Consider the following 23,828-nt stretch of genomic DNA (forward strand, 5'->3'; position numbering starts at 1 on the left):
GAGCTGTCGCCGGCCCTATGGGCCCGGATTGTCAGCGCCGGCGGCGGCTCAGCGCGCCCAACCCCGCCAGCCCGGCCAGCAACAGGCCGGCGGAGGCCGGCTCGGGCACGGCAGTGGCCACCCCTTGTACCGACGAGACGGAGTACGCGTATGCAGTTCCCATCAGCTGGTCTTGCGCCGACTCGTTGGAGAGACTGACCAGGAGTTGACTCGTGCCGTCAATCTGAGTCACGCCCAGCGGGCTGAGCCAAGCGACTTGCTGGGCAGAACGATAGATGGAGAAGTCCGCGGTCTGCAATGAGATGCCCACGTCAGCCCGTGCGGATTCCCCCGCCGCGCCGCCACTGACAACACTTGCATCGGCGAGCAGCAGCAACTGCGTGTGGGGTGCCAGCACGAAATTCACGTTGAAGACTTGCACCGAGCCCCGCGCAGAGTTGCTGTCGCCCCATGCCTGAGCGCTGGTCGAGACAGCAACACCCGAGCCGAGGACATCGCCCGCGAAGAGAGTGCCCGAGGCGAAGGAACTGCCGGTCTGCGACGTCAGCGGACCGAGCCCCAACCCCATGGAGGTCAGGCGCCACATCCAATCGGGATTCGGCCCATTGATGCCCTTTGTCTGCGTATCAATGCCGGCGCCACCGAAATTGGTGAAGGTGATTCCCGCCGCGATGCCGTCGTTCAGGTCGAGATCAACCACCGTGAAGTGGATGGTGCTCATGGCAGCAGTTGCCGTGGCCGCGGCGGCATGGCCGGCGACTGCCGACAGAACCGCTGCAGCCAGACCCGTGGCTAGTTGACGATGGATTCCCATCATTTCCTCCCTTGTTGTTGAGTGCGGCGCACTTTACGGGGAATGGAAATGACGGTGGGAGAGCGCCCCCGGGAATCTGGGGCGGGCTTACCCGATGAGCCTTGCTCAGGGTCCGCCTGCCAACTCTGGGCAGAACAGCACCCGTGGAAGGTGCATCCACGGGCGCTCCGGCGTTTGGTCGCTTACATGAAGAGATGCTCACCGGCGTTCTGGCTTCGCCGGAATGCGGGCCTCGCACTGCGCGCGAGGTGCTCCCCCGCGTTCCGCAGGTGATCACATGAACAAATGTTCGCCCGCATTCTCACCACCCAGGATGACGTAGTTCACCTTGCGCAAGTCCGACAACTGCGTGCCGCCCGCATACGAGATCGAGCTCTGCAGGTCTTCCTGCATCTCGCGCAGCGTGTCGGCGAACTTGCCCTTGACCGGCTCCAGGATGCGCTTGCCCTCGACATGGCGGTACTCGCCCTTGTTGAAGTCGCTCGCCGAGCCGTAGTACTCCTTGTAGAGCTTGCCGTCGACCTCGACGGTCGTGCCGGGCGACTCTTCATGGCCGGCGAACAGCGAGCCGATCATCACCATGGCAGCGCCGAAGCGCACGCTCTTGGCGATGTCGCCATGGTGGCGGATGCCGCCATCGGCCACGATGGGCTTGGTGGCGACGCGTGAGCACCACTTCAGCGCCGACAGCTGCCAACCACCCGTGCCAAAGCCGGTCTTCAGCCGCGTGATGCAGACCTTGCCGGGGCCGACGCCGACCTTGGTTGCGTCCGCGCCCCAGTTCTCCAGGTCGATGACGCCCTCGGGCGTGCCGACATTGCCGGCGATGACGAAGGTCTCAGGCAGCCTTTGCTTGATGTGGCCGATCATGCGCTGCACGCTCTCGGCATGGCCGTGGGCGATGTCGATGGTCAGGTAATCGGCGCCGACGCCCTCGGCCGCGAGCTTGTCGACCAGTTCGAAGTCGGCCGGCTTCACGCCCACGCTCAAGCTGACGAGCAGGCCTTTATCGCGCATGTCCTTGGCATAGGCCAGGCTGTCGAGGTCGAAGCGGTGCATCACGTAGAAGTAGCCCTCGCGGGCCAGCAGCTCGGTGATGGGCTCGTCCACCACGGTCTTCATGTTGGCGGGCACGACCGGCAGCTTGAAGCGGTGTGGGCCGAACTGCACGGAGGTGTCGCAGTCGGAGCGGCTTTCCACGCGGCAACGGCGGGGCAGCAGCAGGATGTTGTCGTAGTCGAAGATTTCCATGATTCAAGTTCACAGTTGCGGCGCGCGTTCATGCAGTGCGTGCCTGGGCTGCGAGCGCTTGACTTGGCTCTGCCGGCTGTTCCGCCCGCTTTTGCAGCGGGCAAAAAAAACCGGACGCCAAAATTTGGGCCCGGTGATTGATTCTACGCAGTTGGAGCGGCCAATGAGGCCAGGCCGTAGTGAACCCCCAGACCGCGTGCCAATGCCGCCTTGACCATGGTGTCCGCACCCGCCGATTCGCCGCCGATGCGCAGCAGCAGATCGCAGCGTTCCAGCAGGGCCTGGGCATGGGGGTGGAAGTAGCGATCCCAGACCGCGTCACCGCGCTGTCCGCCTGCCGCCTCGATCAGCGGCAGCGTGACCCATTCGCCCAGCAGCGGTACGTGGCCGCGGACAGCGACCTGCACGGCGGCGTCCTGCATGGCCTTGACGTTGGCGGCGATGGCGTCCTCGCGGTCGCCGGTGCCGCTGCGGTAAGGCCCGGCGATGAAGACGAGCAAGGGGCCCTGGCGCGGCGGCGGCCCGAAGACATGGCGCTCGGCCCAGCGCAGCATCATCAGGGTCTTGGCATCGACGATCTCGCCGGCCTCGACCTGGCGCATGGCTTCGTCGAACCCGATCTCGAAGCGGGCGATGTCCTCGCCCTCCTCGACAAGTCCGCCACCCTCACCGACGAGATCGCCGTCTTCGTACTCCGCGGCGAAGAAGTGCAGCTTCTCCGTCACCGAGCCCGGGCTCATGTAAGCCTCGAAAAGCGGCTGCACCTGGCGCAACTTCACGCCCGCCTCCTGCTCGGCCTCGGCGCGGATGCAGCTCAGCGGGTCGGCCTCGTCCAGCAACCCGGCCACGGCTTCGACCATCAGCTGCTGCCAGCCGTTCACGAAGACCGGATAGCGGAACTGCCGCGTCAGCAGCACGCGGCGGCGCTGTCGCTGGTAGAGCAGGATGCCGGCGCCATTGCCGCGGTCATAGGTCTCGCGGTCCTGGGTCTGCCATTGGCCATCGCTGCGCAGGAAGTCGAAACGCGTGGTCTTCAGCGTGTACCAGTTGTCGGACAGCAGGCGCTCCCGCCGGACGCGCACGCGCTCGTGCAGGGGCAAGTCGGTGATGCGTGTTTCGGTCGGTGATTGCATGTTGTTTCCTGATTTGAAAATAAATCATGCACAATCACGCAAAACCATGCAAGCCCGCAGATGCTGACCGAACAACGCCACCTGGCCATCCTGGATGAGTTGCAGGGCTGCGGCCGTGTGCTGGCACGCGAACTGGCCGAGCGCCTGCAGGTGTCCGAGGACACCATCCGCCGCGACCTGCGCGATCTGTCCTCTCGCGGTGCGCTGCAGCGCGTGCATGGCGGGGCGCTGCCGGTGTCGCCGGCCCTGGCCAACCTGGCGCGGCGCAGCGTCATTGCCGTGGACGAGAAGCAGGCGCTCGGCCGCCACGCCGCGTCGCTGATCGTCGATGGCCAGCTCGTCTTTGTCGACGGCGGCACCAGCACCCTGGCCATGGTCAGGCAGCTGCCGGCCACGCTGCGCGCGACGGTGGCCACGCACAGCCCGGTCATCGCGGCGGCGCTGATCGAGCATCCGACGGTGGAAGTGCTGATGCTGGGCGGTTGCCTCTTCAAGCATTCCGGCGTGGCCGTCGGCGCGGGCGTGGCCCAGGCCATCCAGGCGCTGCGGGCGGACTGCTATTTCCTGGGTGTGACGGGTGTGCAGGCCGAGTTCGGCCTGTCCACCGGCGACGCCGAGGAGGCCCAGGTCAAGGCCCTGTTGATGGCCAGCGCCGCCGAGACCGTGCTGATGGCCAGCAGCGACAAGCTCGGCAAGGTCTCGCCCTACCGCGTGGCGCCGCTGTCGGGCCTGGGCACGCTGCTCGTCACGCCCCAGGCCGATGCGGCCGAGCTGGACGTGCTGCGCCGGCCAGGCCTGGAGATCGTCAGCGTCAGGGGTGGCTGAAGAACTTGCGGTGGATGCGCCGCGTCGTCTGCCAGACGACCAGCAGCACGATGGGAATGGCTGCCCCAGCCGCCAGCTCCGGCTGCACCGGCAGCCAGCCTTCGGCCTTCAGGGCCTTGAAGAAGTAAAGCAGCAGGCTGACGACGTAATAGGTGATGGCCGCGATGGACAGGCCCTCGACGGTCGCCTGCATGCGCAGCTGCGTGCGTTGGCCGCTGTTGAGCTGGGCCAGCAGCTGCTGGTTCTGCGCCTCGGTGGCGATGTCGACCCGGGTGCGCAGCAGGGCGCTGGCGCGTGAGATGCGCTGCGACAGCCCGGCCAGCCGCTGCGCCGTCGCATTCACGGTGGCCATGGCGGGCGACAGGCGGCGCTGCATGAATTCGCCCAGCGACTGCGTGCCGGCCACCTTGCCCTCGTGCAGTTCGGTGATGCGCTGCTCGATGATGGCCTGGTAGGCCTGGGTCGCGGCGAAGCGGTATTGGTGCGAGGCCGTCGCATGCTCGATGCGGGCGGCGGTCGAGATCAGGTCGTCCAGCAGCTCGGCTTCCGACGCGCCGCGTTTTTCCAGCCGCGCGGTGATGCTGGCCAGCGTCGCCTCCACCTCGGCGAGTGTCGCGCCCAGCGACTTGGCGGCGGGCAGGCCGCGCAGGGCCATCAAGCGGTAGGTCTCCAGCTCCAGCAGGCGCTGGCAGATGCGGCCGGCGCGGGTCTCGGGCGTGCCGGGTTCGGCCAGCACCAGGATGTGCTCGAAGCCGGTGGCGCGCAGGCAGAAATCGGTCACCACCAGCGAATGCCCGCCCATGGTCGAGGCGACCACGGCGTGGGCGCCGAACCAGGCCCGGGCCTCGGCCAACGCACTGGGCGCGAAGGTCAGCGGCCGCTCGATCATGACCAGCTTGATGGCCGCGAAGGTGCGGCCCGGGATGCGGGCCAGCCAGTCGGTGGCGACGCGCAACGTCAGTGCATCCAGGGTCTGCGCGCTGGGCTCGGCGTCGGCCGGCAGGGGCTGCACGACCGCGTAGCGCGTGAACTCGGCATGGCGCTCCCATTTCAGCGAGAACTCGCCGCAGCGCAGGCGCAGGAAGTTGGCGCCCAGCGCTTCCAGGGCCAGCTCATGCTGGCCCGGCAGCTGGCGCAGGTGGGCATGTTCATCGGCGCGCGTGACGCCATCGTTCAGCACGGCGATGTGCACGATGACGGCCGGCAGGCGGATGCGCGCCGGCGGCCGGGCATGCACCTCGTTGTGCAGGGCCAGGCGCAGGGCGTCGTCGGGTGGGAGCAGGCTGTCTTCGTGCATCATGGCCCCAGGCTAGTGCTTAGATGGTGCACCAGCATGGCTCTATAAAATTTCAGGCTTCGTACATCAGCAGGGCGTCCTCCTCATGCAAGCTTCATTCCCGGCCGTGGTCATCAGCGGCACCGGCCTGTACCGCCCGCCCCATGTCATCACCAACGCCGAGCTGGTCGAGGCCTTCAACGCCTACGCCGACCTGCAGAACGCCGAGCACGCCACGGCCATCGCCGCCGGCGAACGTACCGCGTTGACACACTCCAGCGTCGAATTCATCGAGAAAGCCTCGGGCATCAAGCAGCGCTATGTCGTCGACAAGGSCGGCGTGCTCGACCCGACGCGCATGTACCCGCGCTTCACGCCGCGCGGCGACAACGAGATCTCGCTGATGGCCGAGATCGCTGCCGATGCGGCTCGCCAGGCCCTGGCGCAAGCGGGCAAGACGGGCGCCGACATCGACGCCGTGCTGTGTTCCAGCGCCAATATGCAGCGTGCCTATCCCGCCATGGCGGTCGAGATCCAGCAGGCGCTGGGCGCCGGTGGCTACGGCTTCGACATGAACGTGGCCTGCTCCTCGGCCACCTTCGCGCTGGAGCAGGCCTTCAACGCCGTGCGCTCGGGCGCGTCCAAATGCGTGCTCGTCGTCAACCCCGAGATCACGTCGGCCCACCTGGAATGGCGCGACCGCGACTGCCACTTCATCTTCGGCGACGTCTGCACGGCCGTCATCGTCGAGCGGGCGGAGGACGCCACCAGCGCCGACCAGTGGGAGATCCTCGGCACCCAGCTCGCCACGCAGTTCAGCAGCAACATCCGCAACAACTTCGGCTTCATGAACCGCGCCGAAGACCGCGACCCCAGCGACCGCGACCTGACCTTCTACCAGGAGGGCCGCAAGGTCTTCAAGGAAGTCGTGCCCATGGCTGCGGCCCATATCGAGGCCCATCTGGCCAAGCTGGGCCTGGAGCCGACCCAGATGCGCCGCTACTGGCTGCACCAGGCCAACCAGGGCATGAACCAGCTCGTCATCAAGAAGCTGGTGGGAGCGGACGCCGGCAGCGAGATCGCGCCGCTGATCCTGGACGAGTACGCCAACACCGCGTCGGCCGGTTCCATCATCGCCTTCCACCATCACCGCGGCGACCTGAAGGCCGGCGAAGCGGGCGTCATCTGCTCCTTCGGCGCCGGCTATTCCATCGGCAGCGTCGTCGTGAAGAAGCGCTAGAAACGCAGCGAAAGCCCCACCGTCCACGCCCAATCCGGCGTGTGGTGGTTCAGGCCGCGAAACACGGCCGTGTCGAGCTGGGCGTCGCTCGTGAGCTGCCAGGCCAGCCCCGTGCCGGCCGTGACGACATTGCCGCCGTTGCGCGCCGACGCGATCTGCTGGCCGGCAATCTCGGCAAAGCCGTGCAGCTTCTCGCCCAGCGGGATGCCGAGACTGGCCGACAGCAGGGCCCCCGTGTAGCGCTGGTCGGTGTCATTGCGATCGATGAAGACACCGGCCATCGTGCCGAGCGAATAGCCCGCCGGCAGCTCCCACTGGGCCAGAAAGCTCAGGCCGGGCCGCAGGCCATGGCCCTTGAACGGCCCGCTGCCGGTGGGTGTCTGCACTTCGAACAGCCAGCCCAGGCCGGGTTTGGCCTCGTCGCCATCCTGCATCTGCCATTTGAAGCCGACCGCCAGGTCCCCTCGGCCGCTGGCGCCCGGGTTGCGCTGGCGCAGCACCCCGTCGGTCTCCAGCCGCAGCTCCAGGTCATGGCCGACACCCAGACGCAGCAGCATCGGCGTCGAGCGCAGCCGGGTCGACGCATCACGCTGCCAGGCGCCGCTGGCCTCGATCTGCAAGCGCCCCGCGGCCATCACGTCGGGGCCGTTGGTGAAGTCGGGCCGGTCCGGCGAGATCGCGTCGTCGGCATGGGCGGCCGTGCAGGCGGCCAGGAGCAGCAGGGCAAGTCTCATGCCGAGGGACTCTAGCGCTGCGCTATCGTGACGGGCATGTCTTCCCTTTCATTTTTCTGGCACGACTACGAGACCTTTGGCCGCGTACCGCGCCGTGACCGCCCGGCCCAGTTCGCCGGCCTGCGCACCGACGCCGAGCTCAACGAGATCGGCGAGCCGCTGATGCTGTACTGCCAGCCGGCGCCCGACTATCTGCCCGACCCCGAGTCCTGCCTGCTGACCGGCATCCTGCCCCAGCACTGCCTTCAGCAGGGTGTGCCCGAGCACGAATTCGCTGCCGCCATCGAGACCGTGCTGGCCCTGCCAGGCACGGTGGGCGTGGGCTACAACTCCATCCGCTTCGACGACGAGGTGACCCGCCACCTGTTCTGGCGCAACCTCATCGACCCCTATGGCCGCGAGTGGCAGAACGGCTGCGGCCGCTGGGACCTGCTGGACGTCGTGCGTTGCGCCTATGCGCTGCGGCCCGACGGCATGGCATGGCCCAAACACGAGGACGGCCGACCCAGCTTCAAGCTCGAGCACCTGACCATTGCCAACGGCGTGGCCCATGAAGCGGCGCACGATGCGCTGTCGGATGTGCGCGCCACCGTGGCGCTGGCGCGCAAGCTGCGCCAGGCCCAGCCCAAGCTGTGGGACTTCTGCGTCAAGCTGCGCACCAAGCAGGCGGTGTGGGATGAAATCGGTACGGCCAAGCCCTTTCTGCACATCTCCGGCATGTACGGCCCCGAGCGCGGCTGCATCGCCATGGTGTGGCCGCTGGCGCCGCACCCGACGAACAAGAACGAACTCATCGTCTGGGACTGCTCGGCCTCGCCCGAAGAACTGCTGACGCTGAACGCCGCGGCCATCCGCGAGCGCATGTTCACCAAGCAGGAACTGCTGCCCGAAGGCGTCACGCGGCTGCCGGTCAAGACCATCCACGTCAACAAGAGCCCCATCGTCATCGGCAACCTGAAGACCCTCAGCCCCGCGATGGCCGAGCGTTGGGGGCATGACACCGAGGCCCTGCTCGCCAACGCGAAGCTGCTGGCCGAGAAGGGCAGGCTGCTGGATGGCCTGTGGGCCGATGTCTTCCAGCGCGAGCCCTTTGCGCCGGCCGATGTGGATGAAGACCTCTACGGCGGCTTCATCGGCAACGAAGACCGCCGAGCGCTGAACCGGGTGCGCACGACGGCGCCCGAACAGCTCGCCGAACGCGTCGCCCAGGGCAAGCTGGCCTTCCAGGACGGGCGGCTGGACGAGCTCGTGTTCCGCTGGCGCGCCCGCAACTTCCCGCAGAGCCTGTCGAGCGACGAGACCGAGCGCTGGCAGGCCCATCTGGCCGCGCGGCTGCACGAAGGCGAGGGCGGGGCGCAGACGCTGGCGGCCTTCATGGAACGCATCGACCAGCTGGGCGAGGCCGCCGACGAGCGCGGCGAGGCCATCCTGTCGGCCCTTTACGACTACGCCGAGCAGATCGCGCCCTGAGCCGTCCTCAGACTTGGTGAGGCAGCCGGGGGCGGCTTGACGGCACCATGCGGGATCTTCCTTCCAGGAGAGCCCCATGACCGAAGCATCCAGCGCCGCCCAGCAGACGGCCACGGCCGCGTCCATTGCGGACGCCAGCGAGGGCCGCCCGATGATGGACAAGATCGTCGTCGCCATCCACGGCATCGGCAGCCAGTTGCGCAGCGACACCATCCGTTCGGTGGCGCGGCGTTTCGGCGACCGGGCTTCGCCGCCGCTGCCGGTCATGCCGCTGGGCTACTTCAACCTCGGCTCGGCGGCGACGGTGCGCATCAGCCGCCTGGACGCCCACGAGGACGACACCTTGTCGCGCATCGGCTTCGCCGAGGTCTACTGGGCCGACATCCCCGGCCAGGTCGTCAAGGCCAATGACACGCTGGAGGAGACCAAGGCCTGGGGCCACACGGTGGTCAGCCGCGCCGAGTCGCAGTACCGCAAGGATGTGCCCAACGGCCACTTGAAGGCCGAGGACTTCCAGCTTGGCACCGGCGTCGTCGACGAGATCGTCGAGACCGTCGGCGTGCTGGAAAGCCTGCTGGCCGTGCTCGCCCGCATGGGCATCTTCAAGTTCGATCTGGCGCCCTTGCTGCGTGACTACGTCGGCGACGTGCAGCTCGTCACCGACTTCCCCTACTACCGCCACAAGATCCTGCACCGCTTCCACAGTGCGCTGGCGCAGATCGTGGCGACCTTCCAGCAGCTCTGCCCGGGCTGCGATCCCGAGATCTACATCGTTGCGCACAGCGAGGGCACCGTCATCAGCTTCCTGGGCCTGCTCGAGGCGCTGTCGGGCCGGCCCGTCATCGACCCGGACAACCCGGCCAGTGCGCCTGTCGATGACGGCTGGATCCGCTATGTGCGCGGCTATATGACGATAGGCTCGCCGATCGACAAGCACATCGTGCTGTGGCCGGCGCGGTGGCGAGACCTCGAGCTGCAATCCAGCCTGTCCGGCCAGCAGGTGCTGTTCGGTGAAGGCAAGGCGCCGCGCCTGGTGCTGCGGCAGCAGATCAAGTGGCGCAACTACTACGACTACGGCGATCCGATCGGCTTCAAGCTCGACTCGGCCATGGGCTTCCTGAAGGACAGCGGCTGCGCGGCCTTCGAGTTCGGCAGCGAGCACGACTTCGGCTTCAGCCGCTACTGGCTGCCCGGCAAGGCGCACAACGACTACTGGAACGACGCCGAGGTGTTCGGCCATTTCATCGATGACGTGGTGCTGCCGGAACCGGCCGTAAAGCCCAGGGTCCCGGCCAGCAACTGGCTGATCGACCGGGTGAGCTTGTCTCTTCCCTATGTGTCGAGCTTCCTGCTGCACGTGGCCGCGGTCTTCCTGCTCTACAAGGGCGTGACGCCGACGGGTGCGACCTTCGATCGGCTGCCGCTGCAGATCCTCTTGATGAGCGGCCTGATGATGGGCATCACCGCCGCCGCCCGGTTGCCGCGGCTGGTGCATACCGGTGGCCTGCGCTGGCATCTCGCGGCCACGCTGGTCTTCCTGATTGGCGCCTGGCCGTTTTACCTGTGGCTGCCGGACGGCCCGGCCGACTTTCTCGGCAGTCCGTTCACGAGCACCGCCGCACCCGCCCACGTGGCGGAACTCGTCGGCCGACTCGCTCCGATCGCCGCCGCTGCGCTGATTGCGCTGAGCGGCTGGCTGCTGCCGCGCAAGCCCAACTGGGGGCGACGCTGCCTGGTCGGCGTCGGCACCCTCGTCATCGCCTTCATCGTGCTGTCGCGACTGTTGGGCGCCGACGGCCCGACGGCGCCGGCGCCCCCCGCCGCCTGGCCCGTCCTGCTTGCCGGCGCGGCCTTCCTCTATCTGTGGTGGCTGGCCATCCTGATCTTCGACCTCAGCTTCATCTGGCATCGCTACATCCGCCGCTCGGTGGCGGTCGACACCATGCGGCAGTGGAAGCGCGGCCACGATGCGCGGCCGAATTCCAAGATGGGCCTGGGCGCTCCGGACTCGCCGGTGCAGCCGCCATCGGCCAAAGCGGCCGGCTAGGAGGCGTCGATGCGCAAGCGCCGCGCTCCGTCGTGGCGCTGCGTCGTGGCGCAGCCCGGGCACTGGCCGCGTGACGTGCGTCATGGTCGAAAGGCTTCAGTCCTGCGATAGTCGGGCCTAGAAGATCGACTCGGAGACCCCCATGAGCAGCGCTACTCCCGGCACGCCCGCCTCGACCGAAGACACCACCGCCGCCCGCCTTCGCGCCTTGCTGGTCAGGGCCCCCACGGCGGTCGCCTTTGTTTCCGGCCAGCGCTTCGAGGTCGTCAGCGAGGAGTTCAACCACCTGTTCGGCTATGGCGATGACAGCGAGCTGTCGGGTCAGGGCACGCGGGGGGTCCACACCACCGACATGGCCCACACGGCCTTGCACGAGCGCGCCGCTGCGGCATTCGCCGCCGGCCAGCCGCTGGACGAGGAGATCGAATACGTCAAGCGCGACGGCCACCGTTTCTGGGGCCGGCTGCAGGCCACGCCGGTGCACTGGGATGCGCCGACGGCCGAGGCGCTGTGGATCGTCGAGGACGTGAGCGCCGCCCGCGCCCTGCGCCTGCAACCCACCTGGACGGCCAAGCACGACGCCGTCACCGAGCTGGCCAACCGCCGCGAGTTCGAGCGCCGCCTGGGAGAGCATGTGGGCAGCCGCCGCAACGAACCGGTGTCGGTGCTTTGGGTGGACGTGGACCGCTTCAGCGAGGTCATCAAGGACATGGGCACCGAGGTGGGCGACCATTTCCTCTACGGCCTCGGCCAGATGCTGATCAGCAAGGTGCGGGCTTCCGACCTGGTCGCGCGCCTGGAGGAAGACCATTTCGCCATCCTGCTGCCCGACTGCGACCAGCACTACGCCCAGATCATTGCCGAGAAGGTGCGCTCCGCCATCGCCAACTACCGCCTGCGCTGGGGCCTGCACCGCACCCGCGTGAAGGCGTCGCTGGGCGTCGTGCAGATCCAGCCGACGCTGATGACCGTCGACGCCGTGCTCGGCGGCGCGGCCCTGGCCTGCACCGAGGCCAAGGCGGCGGGCGGCGACAGCGTGCGTGTCTTCGTTTCGGCTGGCGGCTACGAAGAGTTGGCGGGCTGATTTCACGGTTGGCGGTGCGGCGATCCCGGGAAATGTGGGGTTTTTCGCCAAATGTTCTAAAGTTCAACCAAGCGCTGCCGATGTACGGCCCAAGCGCTGCCCAACTGAAGCCCGATGAACGCCCTGTCCTCCGCCCTGTCTGGTATCTCGTCCGCGAACGAGCGCCTGCGTGCGTCGTCGGCGAACATTGCCAATCTGGCCTCGACCAACCAGGGCCGTTCCAGCGCCGAGCCGACGAATGTCGACAAGGTGCCCGAGCGTGAGATCAACCCGGCCAACGAGATCGTCGAGCAGCAGTCCGCCGCCTATGCCTATGTGGCCAACCTGAAGGTGCTGCAGACGCAGATCAACACGACAGGTGCGCTGCTGGACATCAAGGCCTGAGCGGCCCGTCCTGCTCTCCCTGCGACAGAAGCGGCCTCAGGCCGCTTTTTCTTTGTCCGCCTCGCCGGGCACGAAGCAGTGGCCAGCGGCCCATTCGGCGGACCTGCTGGAGCTGTCGGGCGGCACCTGCGAGAGCTCGGCCATGCTGTGGACCCTGGTTGCCGATCAGCTCCGCACCAGGCGGCTGACGCGCCGCTACCGGGGCTAGCGCGTCGCAAGAGGCTGATTTCACCCCGTTTCGGAAGCGGCTCCGTACAAGCAGAGGACCCCACCTTGCGAAGGATCCGCCATGAGTTCGTTGCTTCCCCTGCGCCGCCGCACCGCCTTGCTCCAGTTGGCCGCTTTGACAAGCCTGGCCGGCCTGCACGCTGGCTGCGCCGCCGCCCCCGTGCCGCCCCTGCTCGACATGCAGCTGGTGGATCGCGACAGCGGCGCCTTGCTGGCCCAGTACCCCAGCCGCGGGCGCCGCTACAGCCCCGGTACGCCGGGCGCGCGCTACGCGATACGGCTCAGCAACCGCAGCGGCGAACGGGTGCTGGTGGTGTTGTCGGTGGACGGCGTCAACGCCATCACCGGTGACACGGCGAGCTTCAACCAGTCGGGCTATGTGCTGAGCCCGGGGGAGAGCCATGACATCACGGGCTGGCGCAAGAGTGACGATCGCATCGCCGCCTTCGAGTTCACGTCGCTGGGCGACTCCTATGCGGCACGCACCGGGCGGCCGGCCAATGTGGGCGTGATCGGTGCGGCGGTGTTTCGCGAGGTCTACGTCCCGCCGCCGCCGCCGGTGGTGTACGAGGCGCCTGCAGCGCCCGTGGCACCCAGCCCCCTGGGCCGCCTGAATGGCGCGGCGGCGGATGCGGCCGCCCAGGCTGCGCCGGCGCGTGAAAGCGCGGGGCGTGCCGAAGCCGAGCGCTCGGCGCGCGCCAAGCTGGGCACCGGGCATGGCGCCTCGGAGTGGTCGCCCATCCAGCACACCGGCTTCCAGCGACGCAGCAGCCAGCCGGAGCAATTGCTGGAGATCCAGTACGACAGCCAGGCCAATCTGGTCGCGGCAGGCATCATGCCGCGGCCGGTGGCCGTGCTGCCGCGCTCCTTCCCCAACAGCAGCGGCGGCTATGTACCCGACCCGCCGGCGCGCTGGTGAGGAGGCATCGCCTGATGCAGCAACCCCTCTCGCCGGCGTAGCATCCGCGCCGCATGGTGGCCGCGAGTGAACCCGCCGATGAAGAACTTATCGCCAGCTATCTGCGCGGCGACATGGGTGCGTTCGACCGCCTCTACCGTCGCCACGACCGCAAGACCTTCGCCTTCGTTCGCCAGATGCTGCACCCCACCGACCGCGCCACGGTGGAGGATCTGCACCAGGAAGGCTGGCTGGCCGTGGCGAGCAAGGCGGCCAGCTTCGCGCCGGCCAAGGCCCGGTTCTCGACCTGGCTCTACACCGTGATGCGCAACCGCGTGCTGGACCATCTGCGGGCGCGCCCGCCCCAGAGCGACGACGAGGCCGACCTGGATCAATTGGCCTCCGCCGTGGCCGGCCCCGAGCAAATGCTGGCTTCCAAGCGTCTCGTGGAAGCCGTGGAGGGCGGCCTGCTGGGCCTGTCGGTCGAGCAGCGGGAGGCCTTCTTGCTCTTCACCGTGGTCGAGCTCAGCCTCGCCGAGATTGCCGACGTGACCCAGGCCCATCAGGAAACCGCCAAGACCCGGCTGCGCTATGCGCGTGAGGCGCTGCGGCATCGACTCAGCGAGTGGCGTGATGGCTGAGTACGACCCCATTCCGGCCAAGGACGCGGACGAGGCCGCGTACACGCAAGCCCTGCTCGGCGATGCCGACACGGGCCGTGAGCAGCGCCATGCACGGCTGATGGCGGCCTTGCCTCGGCCCGAGGTGGCGGCTGCGGTGCCCGTCTCCGACAACAGCCTGGCCTGGCGTTGGCAGCCCTATCTGCTTGGGCTGCTGGTGACCGGGTTGCTGGTGGCCACCGCCTTGATCTTGAAAGGGCGAAACGCCGAGCCGCGACGGGAACCCGATCCGCGGCTGGCCGCCGCCCAGCCCGCGTCCACAGCTGCCGTGGTGGTGGCCCAGGCCGACGCCAAGGTCGACACCCTGCCTGCACCCGTCGCTGAAGCACCGCGAGCAGCGGCCAAGGTCGGCCCGGCCAAGCCGCGCGCCGAACGCCCGGCCCCCGTGGTGGTGGCAGATGCGACGCCTCGGCAGCAAAGAGAGGCTGAAGTCAGTGCAGCGCCTGCGGCGGTGCTGTCCCAGCCCGTGATGCCGACGCCGCCGGCCGCACCGGTGATGGCTGCCGCGCCACCCCCGCCCGCACCGGCGATGGCTGCTGCGCCGCCCAAGGTGGTGGCTGAAGCGGCCAACCAGGGCGCGGTGCTGGCGCGATCGGAGGCGGTTTCAAGCGGGGTTGCCGCCCGGGCACGTGTGGCGCCTCCGGCAGTGCAAGGCCTGGCCGCGTCTGACGCGGCCGAGCCCGCGAAGGCCCATGCCCTGCTGCTGGCCGCCGTCAATCACGTCGACGTGGCGATGGCGCGTTCGGCCCTGCAAGCCGGCGCCTCGGTCCATCTGCGCGATGTCAAGGGCCGCACGGTCCTGATGCTGGCCGCACAAACGGGGTCGCGCGAGATGGTGGAGTTGTTGCTTGCCGCCGGCGCCCGCAAGGCCGACCGTGATTCCCAGGGGTGGACCGCCACCGATCACGCGCGCGAACGGGGCCACGACGACCTGGCCGAGCGCTTGCGCTGATCGGCCCGGGTCGTCAGGCTTCCAGGCGGAAGCTCGCGACCGCCTGGGTCAGGCGTTCGGCCTGCTGGCGCAGGCTTTCGGCCGCGGCCGTGCTTTCTTCGGCCAGAGAGGCGTTGCGCTGCGTCATGTCGTCGAGCTGGCCCATGGACTGGTGGATCTCGACGATGCCCTGGTCCTGCTCGCGCGAACTCTCGCTGATCTGGCCGACCATGGCCGACACGCGCTGGATCTGAGTGACGATCTCGCCCATGACCTCGCCGGTGCCGCGCACCAATTGGCTGCTGCCCTGCACCTGCTCGACCGAGCTCTTCACCAACTGCTTGATCTCGCCGGCCGCCTCGGCGCAACGCTTGGCCAGCAGCCGCACCTCAGAGCACCACCGCGTCCGGCGCCGTGGGCCAGACCGGCGCAGAACTGTCGTTCAGCCCTGTCGTGGACAAGCTCAGCGCGGGCTCCAACTCGGCCACCGTCGTGGCCAAGGCCGTCGTCAACGGCGACAGCGTCAGCGTTCCGCTGACGATCAACGTCAATGCCGACCAGCGCCGCCTGCTGGCCGCCGAATGGGGTGTGGCCCTGGCGTCTTCGCCCGTGGGCACCAGCCTGACACGCAGCATCCGCATCAACGACAACTACGGCGGCACGCTGAACTGGACGGCCAGTTCCGACGCCCCCTGGCTGACGGTCAGCGCCAGCGGCAGCACCGGCGGTCAGCTGGCCATGTCGGCAAACGCCGCGAGCCTGCCGGACAACGAGGTCAGCTATGCCAACGTGACCCTCGCCACGTCCACGCCGAATGTGCTGGGCACCGTCATTCGTGTCGCGTTGTGGAAGAGCAGCAGCGCAGGGATGGCGATGACAAAGGTGCAGTCACCCTACTGGCATCTCGCGGCCGACCGCATCCGTCCCTACGTCTATGCGAACCATGGCGGCACGGATATCGATGTGTACAACGCCTACTCCGGACAGAAGCTGCGTACCCTGTCCGGCGTGGGTGCTGCGCTCGGTGAGATGACAGTCTCACTCGATGGCAGCCGCCTCTACGCGCTGGACACGGCGGCCAGCAAGCTGCAGGTGGTGGACCTGGTGGCGATGAGCAAGCTCCCGGCCTGGGATCTTGACCTTGCAGTGAACCATTACACCGGTCTGGTGGCGGCCCGTCCCAATGGCACCGAAGTGGTGTTCATCGGCACGGGCGGCGCCTACGACGCCACCGGCCGCAAACTCATCGGCAGCGGGGCGTTCGGCGAAAGCCTGGCAACGCCGCTGGACGGCCAGTCTGTCGTCAGCTTCGCTGGGCGCCACAGCGTCGACTACTCGTCGGTGTCGGGTGGCATGCTACTCAGCAAGTGGGTGGCCGGCATCGCCCATGGTTCGGGCGGCAACCTGCAAGCTGTCGCGATCAGCCCCGACGGCTCCCGCATGTATGCGGCGTCCGGAGGCGGCGTGTCGAATGGTGGCTACAAATGCGAAGTCGACGACGGCCTCACGGGCCGCTACCTCGGCGCCTTGCCGGGCGGCGAACCCTATCCGAACAACATCAACGTCACGCGCGACGGCCGGCCGATCTGCGGGCTGGACGGCATCTACGCAACCTACGACATCTGGGTGCATAGCGCAGCGGGCGCCTTGTTGCGCGGCTACAAGGTGGCGGGCTATGCGAAGGGACTGCTGCCAGGCCAGATGGTGTCCACGCCCGACGGCTTCGTCGTGGTTGCCCTCACCGGCGATCCCCTCATCGTCTTTGTCCCGATCGGCGGCCCCTGAGGCCGGGCGCTGCGGCCGGTCCGGCCGCGGCCTCCGCGGGCCATGAAAAAAGCCCGCCATCCGGCGGGCTTTTTGCTGGGGCCGCGAGGCTCAGGCCGTCACGGTCTTGGCGGTGTCCGCGTACTCTTCGATCTGGTCGAAGTTCAGGTACTTGTAGACGCTGGCCGTGTCCTTGTTGATGATGCCCATGGCCTCGTGGTACTCCTGCACCGTCGGGATCTTGCCCAGCTTGGACGCGATGGCCGCCAGCTCGGCAGAAGCCAGGAACACATTGGTGTTCTTGCCCAGGCGATTCGGGAAGTTGCGGGTGGAGGTGGACACGACGGTCGCGCCTTCGCGCACCTGGGCCTGGTTGCCCATGCACAGGCTGCAGCCCGGCATTTCGGTGCGTGCACCGGCCGTGCCGAAGGCGGCGTAGTGGCCTTCCTTGATCAGCTCGCTCTGGTCCATCTTGGTGGGCGGTGCAACCCACAGCTTGACGGGCAAGTCGCGCTGGCCGCCCAGCAGCTTGGCCGCGGCGCGGAAGTGGCCGATGTTGGTCATGCAGGAGCCGATGAAGGCCTCGTCGATCTTGGTGCCGGCGACTTCGGACAGGAACTTCGCGTCATCCGGGTCATTCGGGCAGCAGAGGATGGGTTCCTTGATGTCGGCCAGGTCGATCTCGATGACATGGGCGTACTCGGCGTCCTTGTCGGCTTCCAGCAGCTCGGGGTTGGCCAGCCAGGCTTCGACCTTCTCGATGCGGCGCTGCAGCGTCTTCGCGTCGGCATAGCCGTCGGCGATCATGTTCTTCATCAGCACGACGTTGCTGGTGAGGTACTCCTTGATCGGCGCCGGGTTCAGCTTGATCGTGCAGCCGGCGGCCGAGCGCTCGGCAGAGGCGTCGGAGAGTTCAAAGGCTTGCTCGACCTTCAGGTCCGGCAGGCCTTCGATTTCCAGGATGCGGCCCGAGAAGGCGTTCTTCTTGCCAGCCTTGGCGACGGTCAACAGGCCGGCCTTGATGCCGTACAGCGGGATGGCGTGCACGAGGTCGCGCAGCGTCACGCCGGGCTGCATCTCGCCCTTGAAGCGCACCAGCACCGACTCGGGCATGTCCAGCGGCATCACGCCGGTGGCGGCACCAAAGGCGACGAGGCCGGAGCCGGCCGGGAAGCTGATGCCGATAGGGAAGCGGGTGTGCGAGTCGCCGCCGGTGCCGACGGTGTCGGGCAGCAGCAGGCGGTTCAGCCAGCTGTGGATGACGCCGTCACCCGGGCGCAGCGACACGCCGCCGCGGTTGCTGATGAAGGCCGGCAGTTCGCGGTGGGTCTTGACGTCCACGGGCTTCGGATAAGCAGCCGTGTGGCAGAAGGACTGCATGACCAGGTCGGCCGAGAAGCCCAGGCAGGCCAGGTCCTTCAGCTCGTCGCGGGTCATCGGGCCGGTGGTGTCCTGCGAGCCGACCGTCGTCATCTTGGGCTCGCAATAAGTGCCCGGGCGAACGCCCTGGCCTTCCGGCAGGCCGACGGCGCGGCCGACCATCTTCTGCGCCAGCGTGAAGCCGGCCTTGGTCTCGGCAGGCGGCGAGGGCAGGCGGAACAGCGTGGAGGCGGGCAGGCCCAGGAACTCGCGCGCCTTGGCGGTCAGCGAGCGGCCGATGATGAGGTTGATGCGGCCACCGGCGCGCACTTCGTCGAACAGCACATCGCTCTTGAGCTTGAACTCGACCAGGGTCTCGCCGTTCTTCACCAGCTTGCCGTCATAGGGCAGCACGTCGATGACGTCGCCCATTTCCAGCTTGGACACGTCCACCTCGATGGGCAGCGAGCCCGAGTCTTCCTGCGTGTTGAAGAAGATGGGCGCGATCTTGCCGCCCAGCGTGACGCCGCCGAAGCGCTTGTTGGGCACGAAGGGGATGTCCTGGCCGGTGGCCCAGATGACGGAGTTGGTGGCGGACTTGCGCGAGGAGCCCGTGCCGACGACGTCGCCCACGTAGGCGACCAGGTGGCCCTTCTTCTTCAGGTCCTCGATGAACTGCATCGGGCCGCGCTTGCCGTCTTCCTCGGGCTTGAAGGCCGCGTCAGAACGCGTGTTCTTCAGCATGGCCAGGTAGTGCAGCGGGATGTCCGGGCGGCTCCAGGCGTCGGGGGCGGGCGACAGGTCGTCGGTGTTGGTTTCGCCGGGCACCTTGAAGACGGTGACGGTGATCTTCTTCTCGACCTCGGGGCGGCTGGTGAACCACTCGGCGTTGGCCCACGACTGCATGACTTCATTGGCCTTGGCATTGCCGGCCTTGGCCTTGGTGGCGACGTCGTTGAAGAAGTCGAACATCAGCAGCGTCTTCTTCAGGCCTTCGGCGGCCACGCCGGCGACTTCGGCGTCGTCCAGCAGCTCGATCAGCGGATGGACGTTGTAGCCGCCAACCATGGTGCCCAGCAGCTCGGTGGCCTTGGCCTTGGAGATCAGGCCGACCTTGATGTCGCCGTGGGCGACGGCGGCCAGGAAGCTGGCCTTGACCTTGGCGGCATCGTCCACGCCCGGGGGCACGCGGTGGGTCAGCAGGTCGAGCAGGAAGGCGTCTTCACCGGCGGGCGGGGCCTTGATCAGCTCGATCAGCTCGGCGACCTGCTTGGCATCCAGGGCGAGGGGCGGGATGCCGAGGGCGGCACGTTCGGCGGCGTGTTGGCGGTAGGCTTGAAGCATGGTGTTCTCCATTGAAGCAGCAGGTCAGGCAGAGGCCGGGACAACGATCCTCAGCCCTTTGAAATAGTCTCGGTAGAAGCCGGCATCCCGCGTGATCAGGCCGTCGCACTGCATCATCGCGTGGGAACCGATCAGGAAGTCAGCCACCGTGCGGGAGCGGCTGCCGCCGCGCTGGCGGTAGCGCCGCTGCATCTCGCCAGCGCGCAATGCCGATTTGGCTTCCATCGCGTCGAAGCGGATGCCCAGTTCCTCAAGAAACTGGAGCACATCAGTGCCGCCCTTGAACGCGGTGCAAACCTCCGCCAGCGCGACCTCGCACAGCACCACGGGGCCGACATGCAGCGCCTGGCGCACGGCCTCGGCCGCAGTGGAGCAGGCCTCGTCGTCGCCGGCGATCAGGTCGATCAGCACGGAGGAATCGGTGGCGATCAAGGCGTGGGCTCTCCCGCCGGCACTTCGGATTCAGGCTCGGGCGGCAGATACGGGTCGCCAGGCGCATGGCCGCGGATCGCGCGCATGGCCTCGTCGGTGTTGGCAAAGCCGTCCAGCTTGAAACGACCGCGCAAGCGCGAAATCGCGTCGTCGACGTTCTTGCGCAGGATGATGCGGCCGCCGTCCAGCTCGACCTTGAGCGTCGTGCCCTTGGTCAGGCCGAGGGCATCTCGGACGGCTTTGGGCAGGGTGATCTGCCCGCGTTCGGCAACGGTGGCTTCCATGGCGCCTCCAGCGGCTGAGCGCCGCGGAGGCGGTGGGCTCAGGTATGCATTAGAAAGTATGTATTCATTCTACATACCGGAGCCCGGGGTTTCAACTGAGATGACTCACTTGGCCTTGGCCGGCTTGGTGGGCTTTGCAGCCACCGGCGGCGCGGCGGGCGTTTCGGGCGCCGTCGGTGTGATGCCCAGGCCGCTGCGCGCCGCCTCGGCGGCTTCGGCCTCGGGGTCGTTGATCTTGGCGGCCTTGGCGGCTTCGATCAGCTTGATCTGCTCGGGGTGGACGCAGTCGTCGATGAGGCGCTGGCCGATCTTGGTGTCCAGCAGCATGGACTTGTTGGCGATCTGGATCATCAGCGTGCGGCCGGTGACGTCCTCCAGGCGCAGCGCGCCGGTGGACGACAGCACGGGCTTCATCGTGAAGACCTGCTTGCGCCAGGCCACGTTGATATAGCCGGCCACCTTGGGATGCTTCTCGATCAGCACGGTCTCCTTGAACTCGCAGGCGTAGTCGCCGAGGTAGGCGCGTTCGGCGGCGGCGAGCTGGGCTTCATCGGCATCGACTAGCACGGGCTCGGGCGGAGGTGGCGGGGTCTTCTTGGCCGGTGCGGGCTTGGCTGCGGCCTTGGTGGCCGGCTTGGCTGCAGGCTTGGCCGGTGCGGTCTGAGCGAAAGCGGGGAGGGTGGCGCAAAGGATCAGGGCAGCAGCGCTGCTGCGAAGCGTGGGCATCGGCATCTGGAGTCGAAGTCGGAGGAGAGGGTGGAAAAAGGGTGGCGCATCATGGCTGCAAAGCCATGGCGGATGGGTGAAAAGATGTAGGCATTGTCGGCGTGACGAAGTGCACGCCGGCCCGTGCTCACTCGGCGATTACCCCGATGGCTACGGGGAAAAACGCCGATCGTGCCTCCACGGGCAAGGCACGGCCGGTGCGCTCGGCGCGCTCCAGCACGGTCCAGAAATAGCGGTAGCTGGCGCGGTCGTGCAGGCGGTCGTGAAAGGAGATCGGTGCCCACTGCGCGGCCTGCGCAGCCAGCAGCAATTCGGCGGCCTCGGCCACTTCGTCGGCGGCCGGCGCGAAGGCCTCGACGATGGGGCGGATCTGGTCCGGGTGGATGCTCCACATGCGCGTGTAGCCGAACTCGCGCGCGGCGCGGCGCGCGGCGGCGGCCAAGCGCTCGGCATCGCGAAACTCCGTGACGACACAGTGCGAGGGCGTCTTGCCGAAGGCATGCGCCGCGGCGGCGATCTCGAGCTTGGCGCGCACGACCAGCGGGTGCTCGAACTGGCCCGGCAGCTCCATCGCCGTCTTCGGGATCGCGCCGCCATGCGCCGAGACGAAGTCCATCAGGCCGAAGGACAGTGACTCGATGCGCGGGTGGGCGGCGATGCGGAAGGCCTCGCGCAGCGCGCCGTGGGTTTCGATGAGGACCTGCAGTGGCAGCTTCGGCTTGCCATGGCGCTCGCAGGCGGCGTCGATGGCGGCGACGGCGCGGTCCACATCGTCGGCGCTTTCGGGCTTGGGAATCATCAGATAGGCCAGCCGGTCGCCGGCCTTGGCGATCAGCGTGTCCACGTCGGCCTCGAAAGCGGTGTGCCCCCAGGGGTGGACCCGCGCGCCGACGCGGCCGAAGCGGTTGGCCGCGCTGGTCGCCAGGTCGGCGATCAGCAGCGCATGTTCGGCCTCGCCACCGACCGGGGCGCCGTCCTCGGCGTCCAGCGTGATGTCGAAGACGGGGCCGAGTTCGGCCTGCAGAGCCAGGCTCTTGCGCATGCGGGCCTCGACGCCGCAGTAATGGTCGACGACGGGCAGCGCGGGCCGCGTGGCTTCATGGCCGAACAAGGCCTGGCGAGGGTGGAGGAGGGCGCTCATCGCGCCACTGTACCCAGGCCGGGAATGGCGGCAGATGTGACGCCGGTCGCGGAATCGCGACGTTTGCGGGGCGCAAAGGGTGCTTGCACACTGTCATATCTGAGTCAGGCGTGACAGCATCCGACCATAACGATCTCAGGAGACAAAGCCATGCTCAAGCTCGAGTCGCTCAGAGTTTCCCGCCGCCTGGCCCTGCAGACCTTCGGCGCCGTCGTCGGCGTGCTGCTGGTGGCCGCCATCCTGCTGTTTTCGGAGCGGGAGCTGATCCTGAACGAGCGCCAGCAGGCGGTGCGCCAGGCGGTCGAGACGGCGCATGGCATCGTGGCGCAATTCCACGGTCAGGTCGCCACCGGCAAGCTGTCCGACGATGACGCCAAGAAGGCGGCCCTCGCCGCCCTGCGCGGTCTGCGCTACAGCGGCAATGAGTATTTCTGGGTCAATGACATGAGCCCCATCATGGTCATGCATCCGATGAAGCCGGAGCTGGAAGGCAAGACGCTGAACAACAACAAGGACCCGACCGGCAAGCCGCTCTTCGTTGCGATGGTCGACATCGTCAAGGCCAGTGGTGCGGGTTACCTGCCCTATATGTGGCCCAAGCCGGGCAGCGAGCAGCCGGTGCCCAAGGTGTCTTACGTCAAGGGCTTCACGCCCTGGGGCTGGATCATCGGTTCGGGTGTCTATGTGGACACCGTCGACGCGGCCATCTGGCAGCGCGTCTGGAAGGTCGGCTTGGGGGTGGGGGTGCTGGCCGGCGTGCTGCTGGTGCTGGGCCTGGCCATCACGCGCAGCATCACGCGCCAGCTGGGCGGCGAGCCCGCCCGCGTCAACGAGATCACGCGCCAGCTCGCCGAAGGCGACCTCAGCGTCGACATCGACTTGAGGGGCAGCAGCCACGAGAGCGTCATGCAGGGTGTGAAGGCCATGCGCGACAGCATGGCCAGCATCGTGCAGCAGGTGCGTGACGGCTCGGAGTCGGTGGCCAATGCCAGCTCGGAGATCGCCTCCGGCAACCAGGACCTGAGCGCCCGCACCGAGAGCCAGGCCAGCGCGCTGCAGCAGACGGCGGCGTCCATGGACGAGCTGGGTGCGACGGTGCGCAACAACGTCGACAACGCCCAGCAGGCCAACCAGCTGGCGCAGAACGCCTCGCACGTGGCGGCCGAGGGCGGCCAGGTCGTCAAGCAGGTCGTCGACACGATGAAGGGCATCAACGACAGCTCGCGCCGCATCGGCGACATCATCTCGGTCATCGACGGCATCGCTTTCCAGACCAACATCCTGGCGCTGAACGCGGCCGTCGAGGCGGCGCGCGCGGGCGAGCAGGGGCGCGGCTTCGCGGTGGTGGCGGGCGAGGTGCGGCTGCTGGCCGGCCGCAGCGCGGAAGCCGCTCGCGAGATCAAGACGCTGATCTCGCAGAGCCTGGAGCGTGTGGACCGTGGCAACACCCTGGTCGACCAGGCCGGCGCGACCATGGACCGCGTCGTCAGCAGCATCCAGCGCGTCACCGACATCATGGGCGAGATCAGCTCGTCCAGCGCCGAGCAGAGCGCCGGCGTCAGCCAGGTCGGCACGGCCGTCACGCAGATGGACCAGGCCACGCAGCAGAACGCGGCGATGGTGGAGGAGATGGCCGCCGCGGCCGATGGCCTGAAGGTGCAGGCCCAGCAACTGGTGGAGACGGTGTCGACCTTCCGCCTTCCTGCCACGCGCTGAGGCGCGGCGGACGTCCCGACGTGCCGCTGTTGGCAAGCGGGGCTGCCAGCAGCGCCCATGCGCCAGC

21 protein-coding genes and 1 pseudogene are annotated in these 23,828 nt (G+C 67.9%); 11 read left to right on the forward strand and 11 right to left on the reverse strand.

The genetic code is table 11. From position 1 onward, the window contains the following. Positions 1-31 precede the first annotated feature (31 nt). The 3 genes and pseudogenes from AC1DW3_RS15035 to AC1DW3_RS15045 all read right to left on the reverse strand — a co-directional run. A complete protein-coding gene (locus tag AC1DW3_RS15035; RefSeq protein ID WP_477932248.1) occupies positions 32-721 on the reverse strand; it encodes a VPLPA-CTERM sorting domain-containing protein in 690 nt (229 codons plus the stop codon). Positions 722-1,087: 366 nt separating this feature from the next. After that, positions 1,088-2,065 carry a GMP reductase gene (locus AC1DW3_RS15040; RefSeq protein ID WP_477932250.1) on the reverse strand — a complete coding sequence of 326 codons (978 nt, stop codon included), beginning with the start codon at positions 2,063-2,065 and terminating at the stop codon, positions 1,088-1,090. Between the two features lie 530 nt (positions 2,066-2,595). Further along, positions 2,596-3,198: pseudogene (locus AC1DW3_RS15045) on the reverse strand (NUDIX domain-containing protein); the annotation flags it as partial. Positions 3,199-3,258: 60 nt separating this feature from the next. Between AC1DW3_RS15045 and AC1DW3_RS15050 the strand changes: the two are divergent. Then, positions 3,259-4,023 (forward strand): DeoR/GlpR family DNA-binding transcription regulator, encoded by a 765-nt coding sequence (locus AC1DW3_RS15050; RefSeq protein WP_477932252.1) that lies wholly within the window; start codon positions 3,259-3,261, stop codon positions 4,021-4,023. On the opposite strand, the gene AC1DW3_RS15055 is transcribed toward AC1DW3_RS15050, so the two are convergent. Then, positions 4,010-5,323, reverse strand: a complete 1,314-nt coding sequence (locus tag AC1DW3_RS15055) for a DUF3422 family protein (RefSeq protein ID WP_477932254.1) — start codon at positions 5,321-5,323, stop codon at positions 4,010-4,012. The two genes, AC1DW3_RS15050 and AC1DW3_RS15055, sit on opposite strands and share 14 nt — an antisense overlap. Positions 5,324-5,405: 82 nt before the next feature. Here AC1DW3_RS15055 and AC1DW3_RS15060 point away from each other — a divergent pair, with 82 nt between their 5' ends. Beyond that, positions 5,406-6,539 carry a beta-ketoacyl-ACP synthase III gene (locus AC1DW3_RS15060; protein WP_477932256.1) on the forward strand — a complete coding sequence of 378 codons (1,134 nt, stop codon included), beginning with the start codon at positions 5,406-5,408 and terminating at the stop codon, positions 6,537-6,539. Here AC1DW3_RS15060 and AC1DW3_RS15065 read toward each other — a convergent pair. Then, positions 6,536-7,273: a transporter gene (locus tag AC1DW3_RS15065; protein WP_477932258.1), complete on the reverse strand. Its 738-nt coding sequence runs from the start codon at positions 7,271-7,273 to the stop codon at positions 6,536-6,538. The genes AC1DW3_RS15060 and AC1DW3_RS15065 overlap by 4 nt on opposite strands. A 36-nt stretch (positions 7,274-7,309) precedes the next feature. On the opposite strand from AC1DW3_RS15065, the gene sbcB reads away from it, so the two are divergent. The 7 genes from sbcB (at position 7,310) to AC1DW3_RS15100 (ending at position 15,016) form a co-directional block, all read left to right on the forward strand. After that, positions 7,310-8,743, forward strand: a complete 1,434-nt coding sequence (sbcB, locus tag AC1DW3_RS15070) for an exodeoxyribonuclease I (RefSeq protein ID WP_477932260.1) — start codon at positions 7,310-7,312, stop codon at positions 8,741-8,743. Between the two features lie 76 nt (positions 8,744-8,819). After that, positions 8,820-10,790, forward strand: coding sequence for an MFS transporter (locus tag AC1DW3_RS15075; protein ID WP_477932262.1), 1,971 nt, complete (start codon positions 8,820-8,822; stop codon positions 10,788-10,790). A gap of 142 nt (positions 10,791-10,932) precedes the next feature. Further along, positions 10,933-11,874: a GGDEF domain-containing protein gene (locus tag AC1DW3_RS15080; RefSeq protein ID WP_477932264.1), complete on the forward strand. Its 942-nt coding sequence runs from the start codon at positions 10,933-10,935 to the stop codon at positions 11,872-11,874. A gap of 114 nt (positions 11,875-11,988) precedes the next feature. Further along, positions 11,989-12,258: a hypothetical protein gene (locus AC1DW3_RS15085; protein ID WP_477932266.1), complete on the forward strand. Its 270-nt coding sequence runs from the start codon at positions 11,989-11,991 to the stop codon at positions 12,256-12,258. 289 nt (positions 12,259-12,547) lie between these two features. After that, positions 12,548-13,405: a hypothetical protein gene (locus tag AC1DW3_RS15090; RefSeq protein WP_477932268.1), complete on the forward strand. Its 858-nt coding sequence runs from the start codon at positions 12,548-12,550 to the stop codon at positions 13,403-13,405. A gap of 53 nt (positions 13,406-13,458) precedes the next feature. Continuing rightward, positions 13,459-14,025, forward strand: a complete 567-nt coding sequence (locus AC1DW3_RS15095) for a sigma-70 family RNA polymerase sigma factor (protein ID WP_477932270.1) — start codon at positions 13,459-13,461, stop codon at positions 14,023-14,025. Then, positions 14,018-15,016, forward strand: a complete 999-nt coding sequence (locus tag AC1DW3_RS15100; protein WP_477932272.1) for an ankyrin repeat domain-containing protein — start codon at positions 14,018-14,020, stop codon at positions 15,014-15,016. Before AC1DW3_RS15095 ends, AC1DW3_RS15100 begins: the two co-directional genes overlap by 8 nt. Before the next feature lie 13 nt (positions 15,017-15,029). Here AC1DW3_RS15100 and AC1DW3_RS15105 read toward each other — a convergent pair whose 3' ends face one another. Next, positions 15,030-15,383 carry a methyl-accepting chemotaxis protein gene (locus AC1DW3_RS15105; RefSeq protein WP_477932274.1) on the reverse strand — a complete coding sequence of 118 codons (354 nt, stop codon included), beginning with the start codon at positions 15,381-15,383 and terminating at the stop codon, positions 15,030-15,032. 65 nt (positions 15,384-15,448) lie between these two features. Between AC1DW3_RS15105 and AC1DW3_RS15110 the strand changes: the two genes are divergently transcribed. Next, a complete protein-coding gene (locus AC1DW3_RS15110; protein ID WP_477932276.1) occupies positions 15,449-16,780 on the forward strand; it encodes a WD40 repeat domain-containing protein in 1,332 nt (443 codons plus the stop codon). 90 nt (positions 16,781-16,870) lie between these two features. Here the strand turns inward: AC1DW3_RS15110 and acnB are convergent, their stop codons facing one another. The 5 genes from acnB to AC1DW3_RS15135 form a co-directional block, all read right to left on the reverse strand. After that, complete coding sequence (acnB, locus tag AC1DW3_RS15115) at positions 16,871-19,462, reverse strand: bifunctional aconitate hydratase 2/2-methylisocitrate dehydratase (RefSeq protein WP_477932278.1); 2,592 nt, start codon at positions 19,460-19,462, stop codon at positions 16,871-16,873. 24 nt (positions 19,463-19,486) lie between these two features. Continuing rightward, complete coding sequence (locus AC1DW3_RS15120) at positions 19,487-19,894, reverse strand: type II toxin-antitoxin system VapC family toxin (RefSeq protein WP_477932280.1); 408 nt, start codon at positions 19,892-19,894, stop codon at positions 19,487-19,489. Next, entirely contained in the window at positions 19,891-20,178 is a 288-nt protein-coding gene (locus AC1DW3_RS15125; protein ID WP_477932282.1) for an AbrB/MazE/SpoVT family DNA-binding domain-containing protein, read from the reverse strand. The genes AC1DW3_RS15120 and AC1DW3_RS15125 overlap by 4 nt, the downstream gene beginning before the upstream one ends. A gap of 105 nt (positions 20,179-20,283) precedes the next feature. Further along, the gene (locus AC1DW3_RS15130) at positions 20,284-20,904 is read right to left on the reverse strand and encodes a hypothetical protein (RefSeq protein ID WP_477932284.1); all 621 of its coding nucleotides are present in this window, start codon (positions 20,902-20,904) and stop codon (positions 20,284-20,286) included. 127 nt (positions 20,905-21,031) lie between these two features. Further along, positions 21,032-22,045 carry an HpcH/HpaI aldolase/citrate lyase family protein gene (locus tag AC1DW3_RS15135; protein ID WP_477932286.1) on the reverse strand — a complete coding sequence of 338 codons (1,014 nt, stop codon included), beginning with the start codon at positions 22,043-22,045 and terminating at the stop codon, positions 21,032-21,034. Positions 22,046-22,195: 150 nt separating this feature from the next. On the opposite strand from AC1DW3_RS15135, the gene AC1DW3_RS15140 reads away from it, so the two are divergent. Further along, complete coding sequence (locus tag AC1DW3_RS15140) at positions 22,196-23,761, forward strand: methyl-accepting chemotaxis protein (RefSeq protein WP_477932288.1); 1,566 nt, start codon at positions 22,196-22,198, stop codon at positions 23,759-23,761. The last annotated feature ends 67 nt before the right edge of the window (positions 23,762-23,828 follow it).

This window comes from Roseateles sp. P2_H4 (assembly GCF_056403315.1).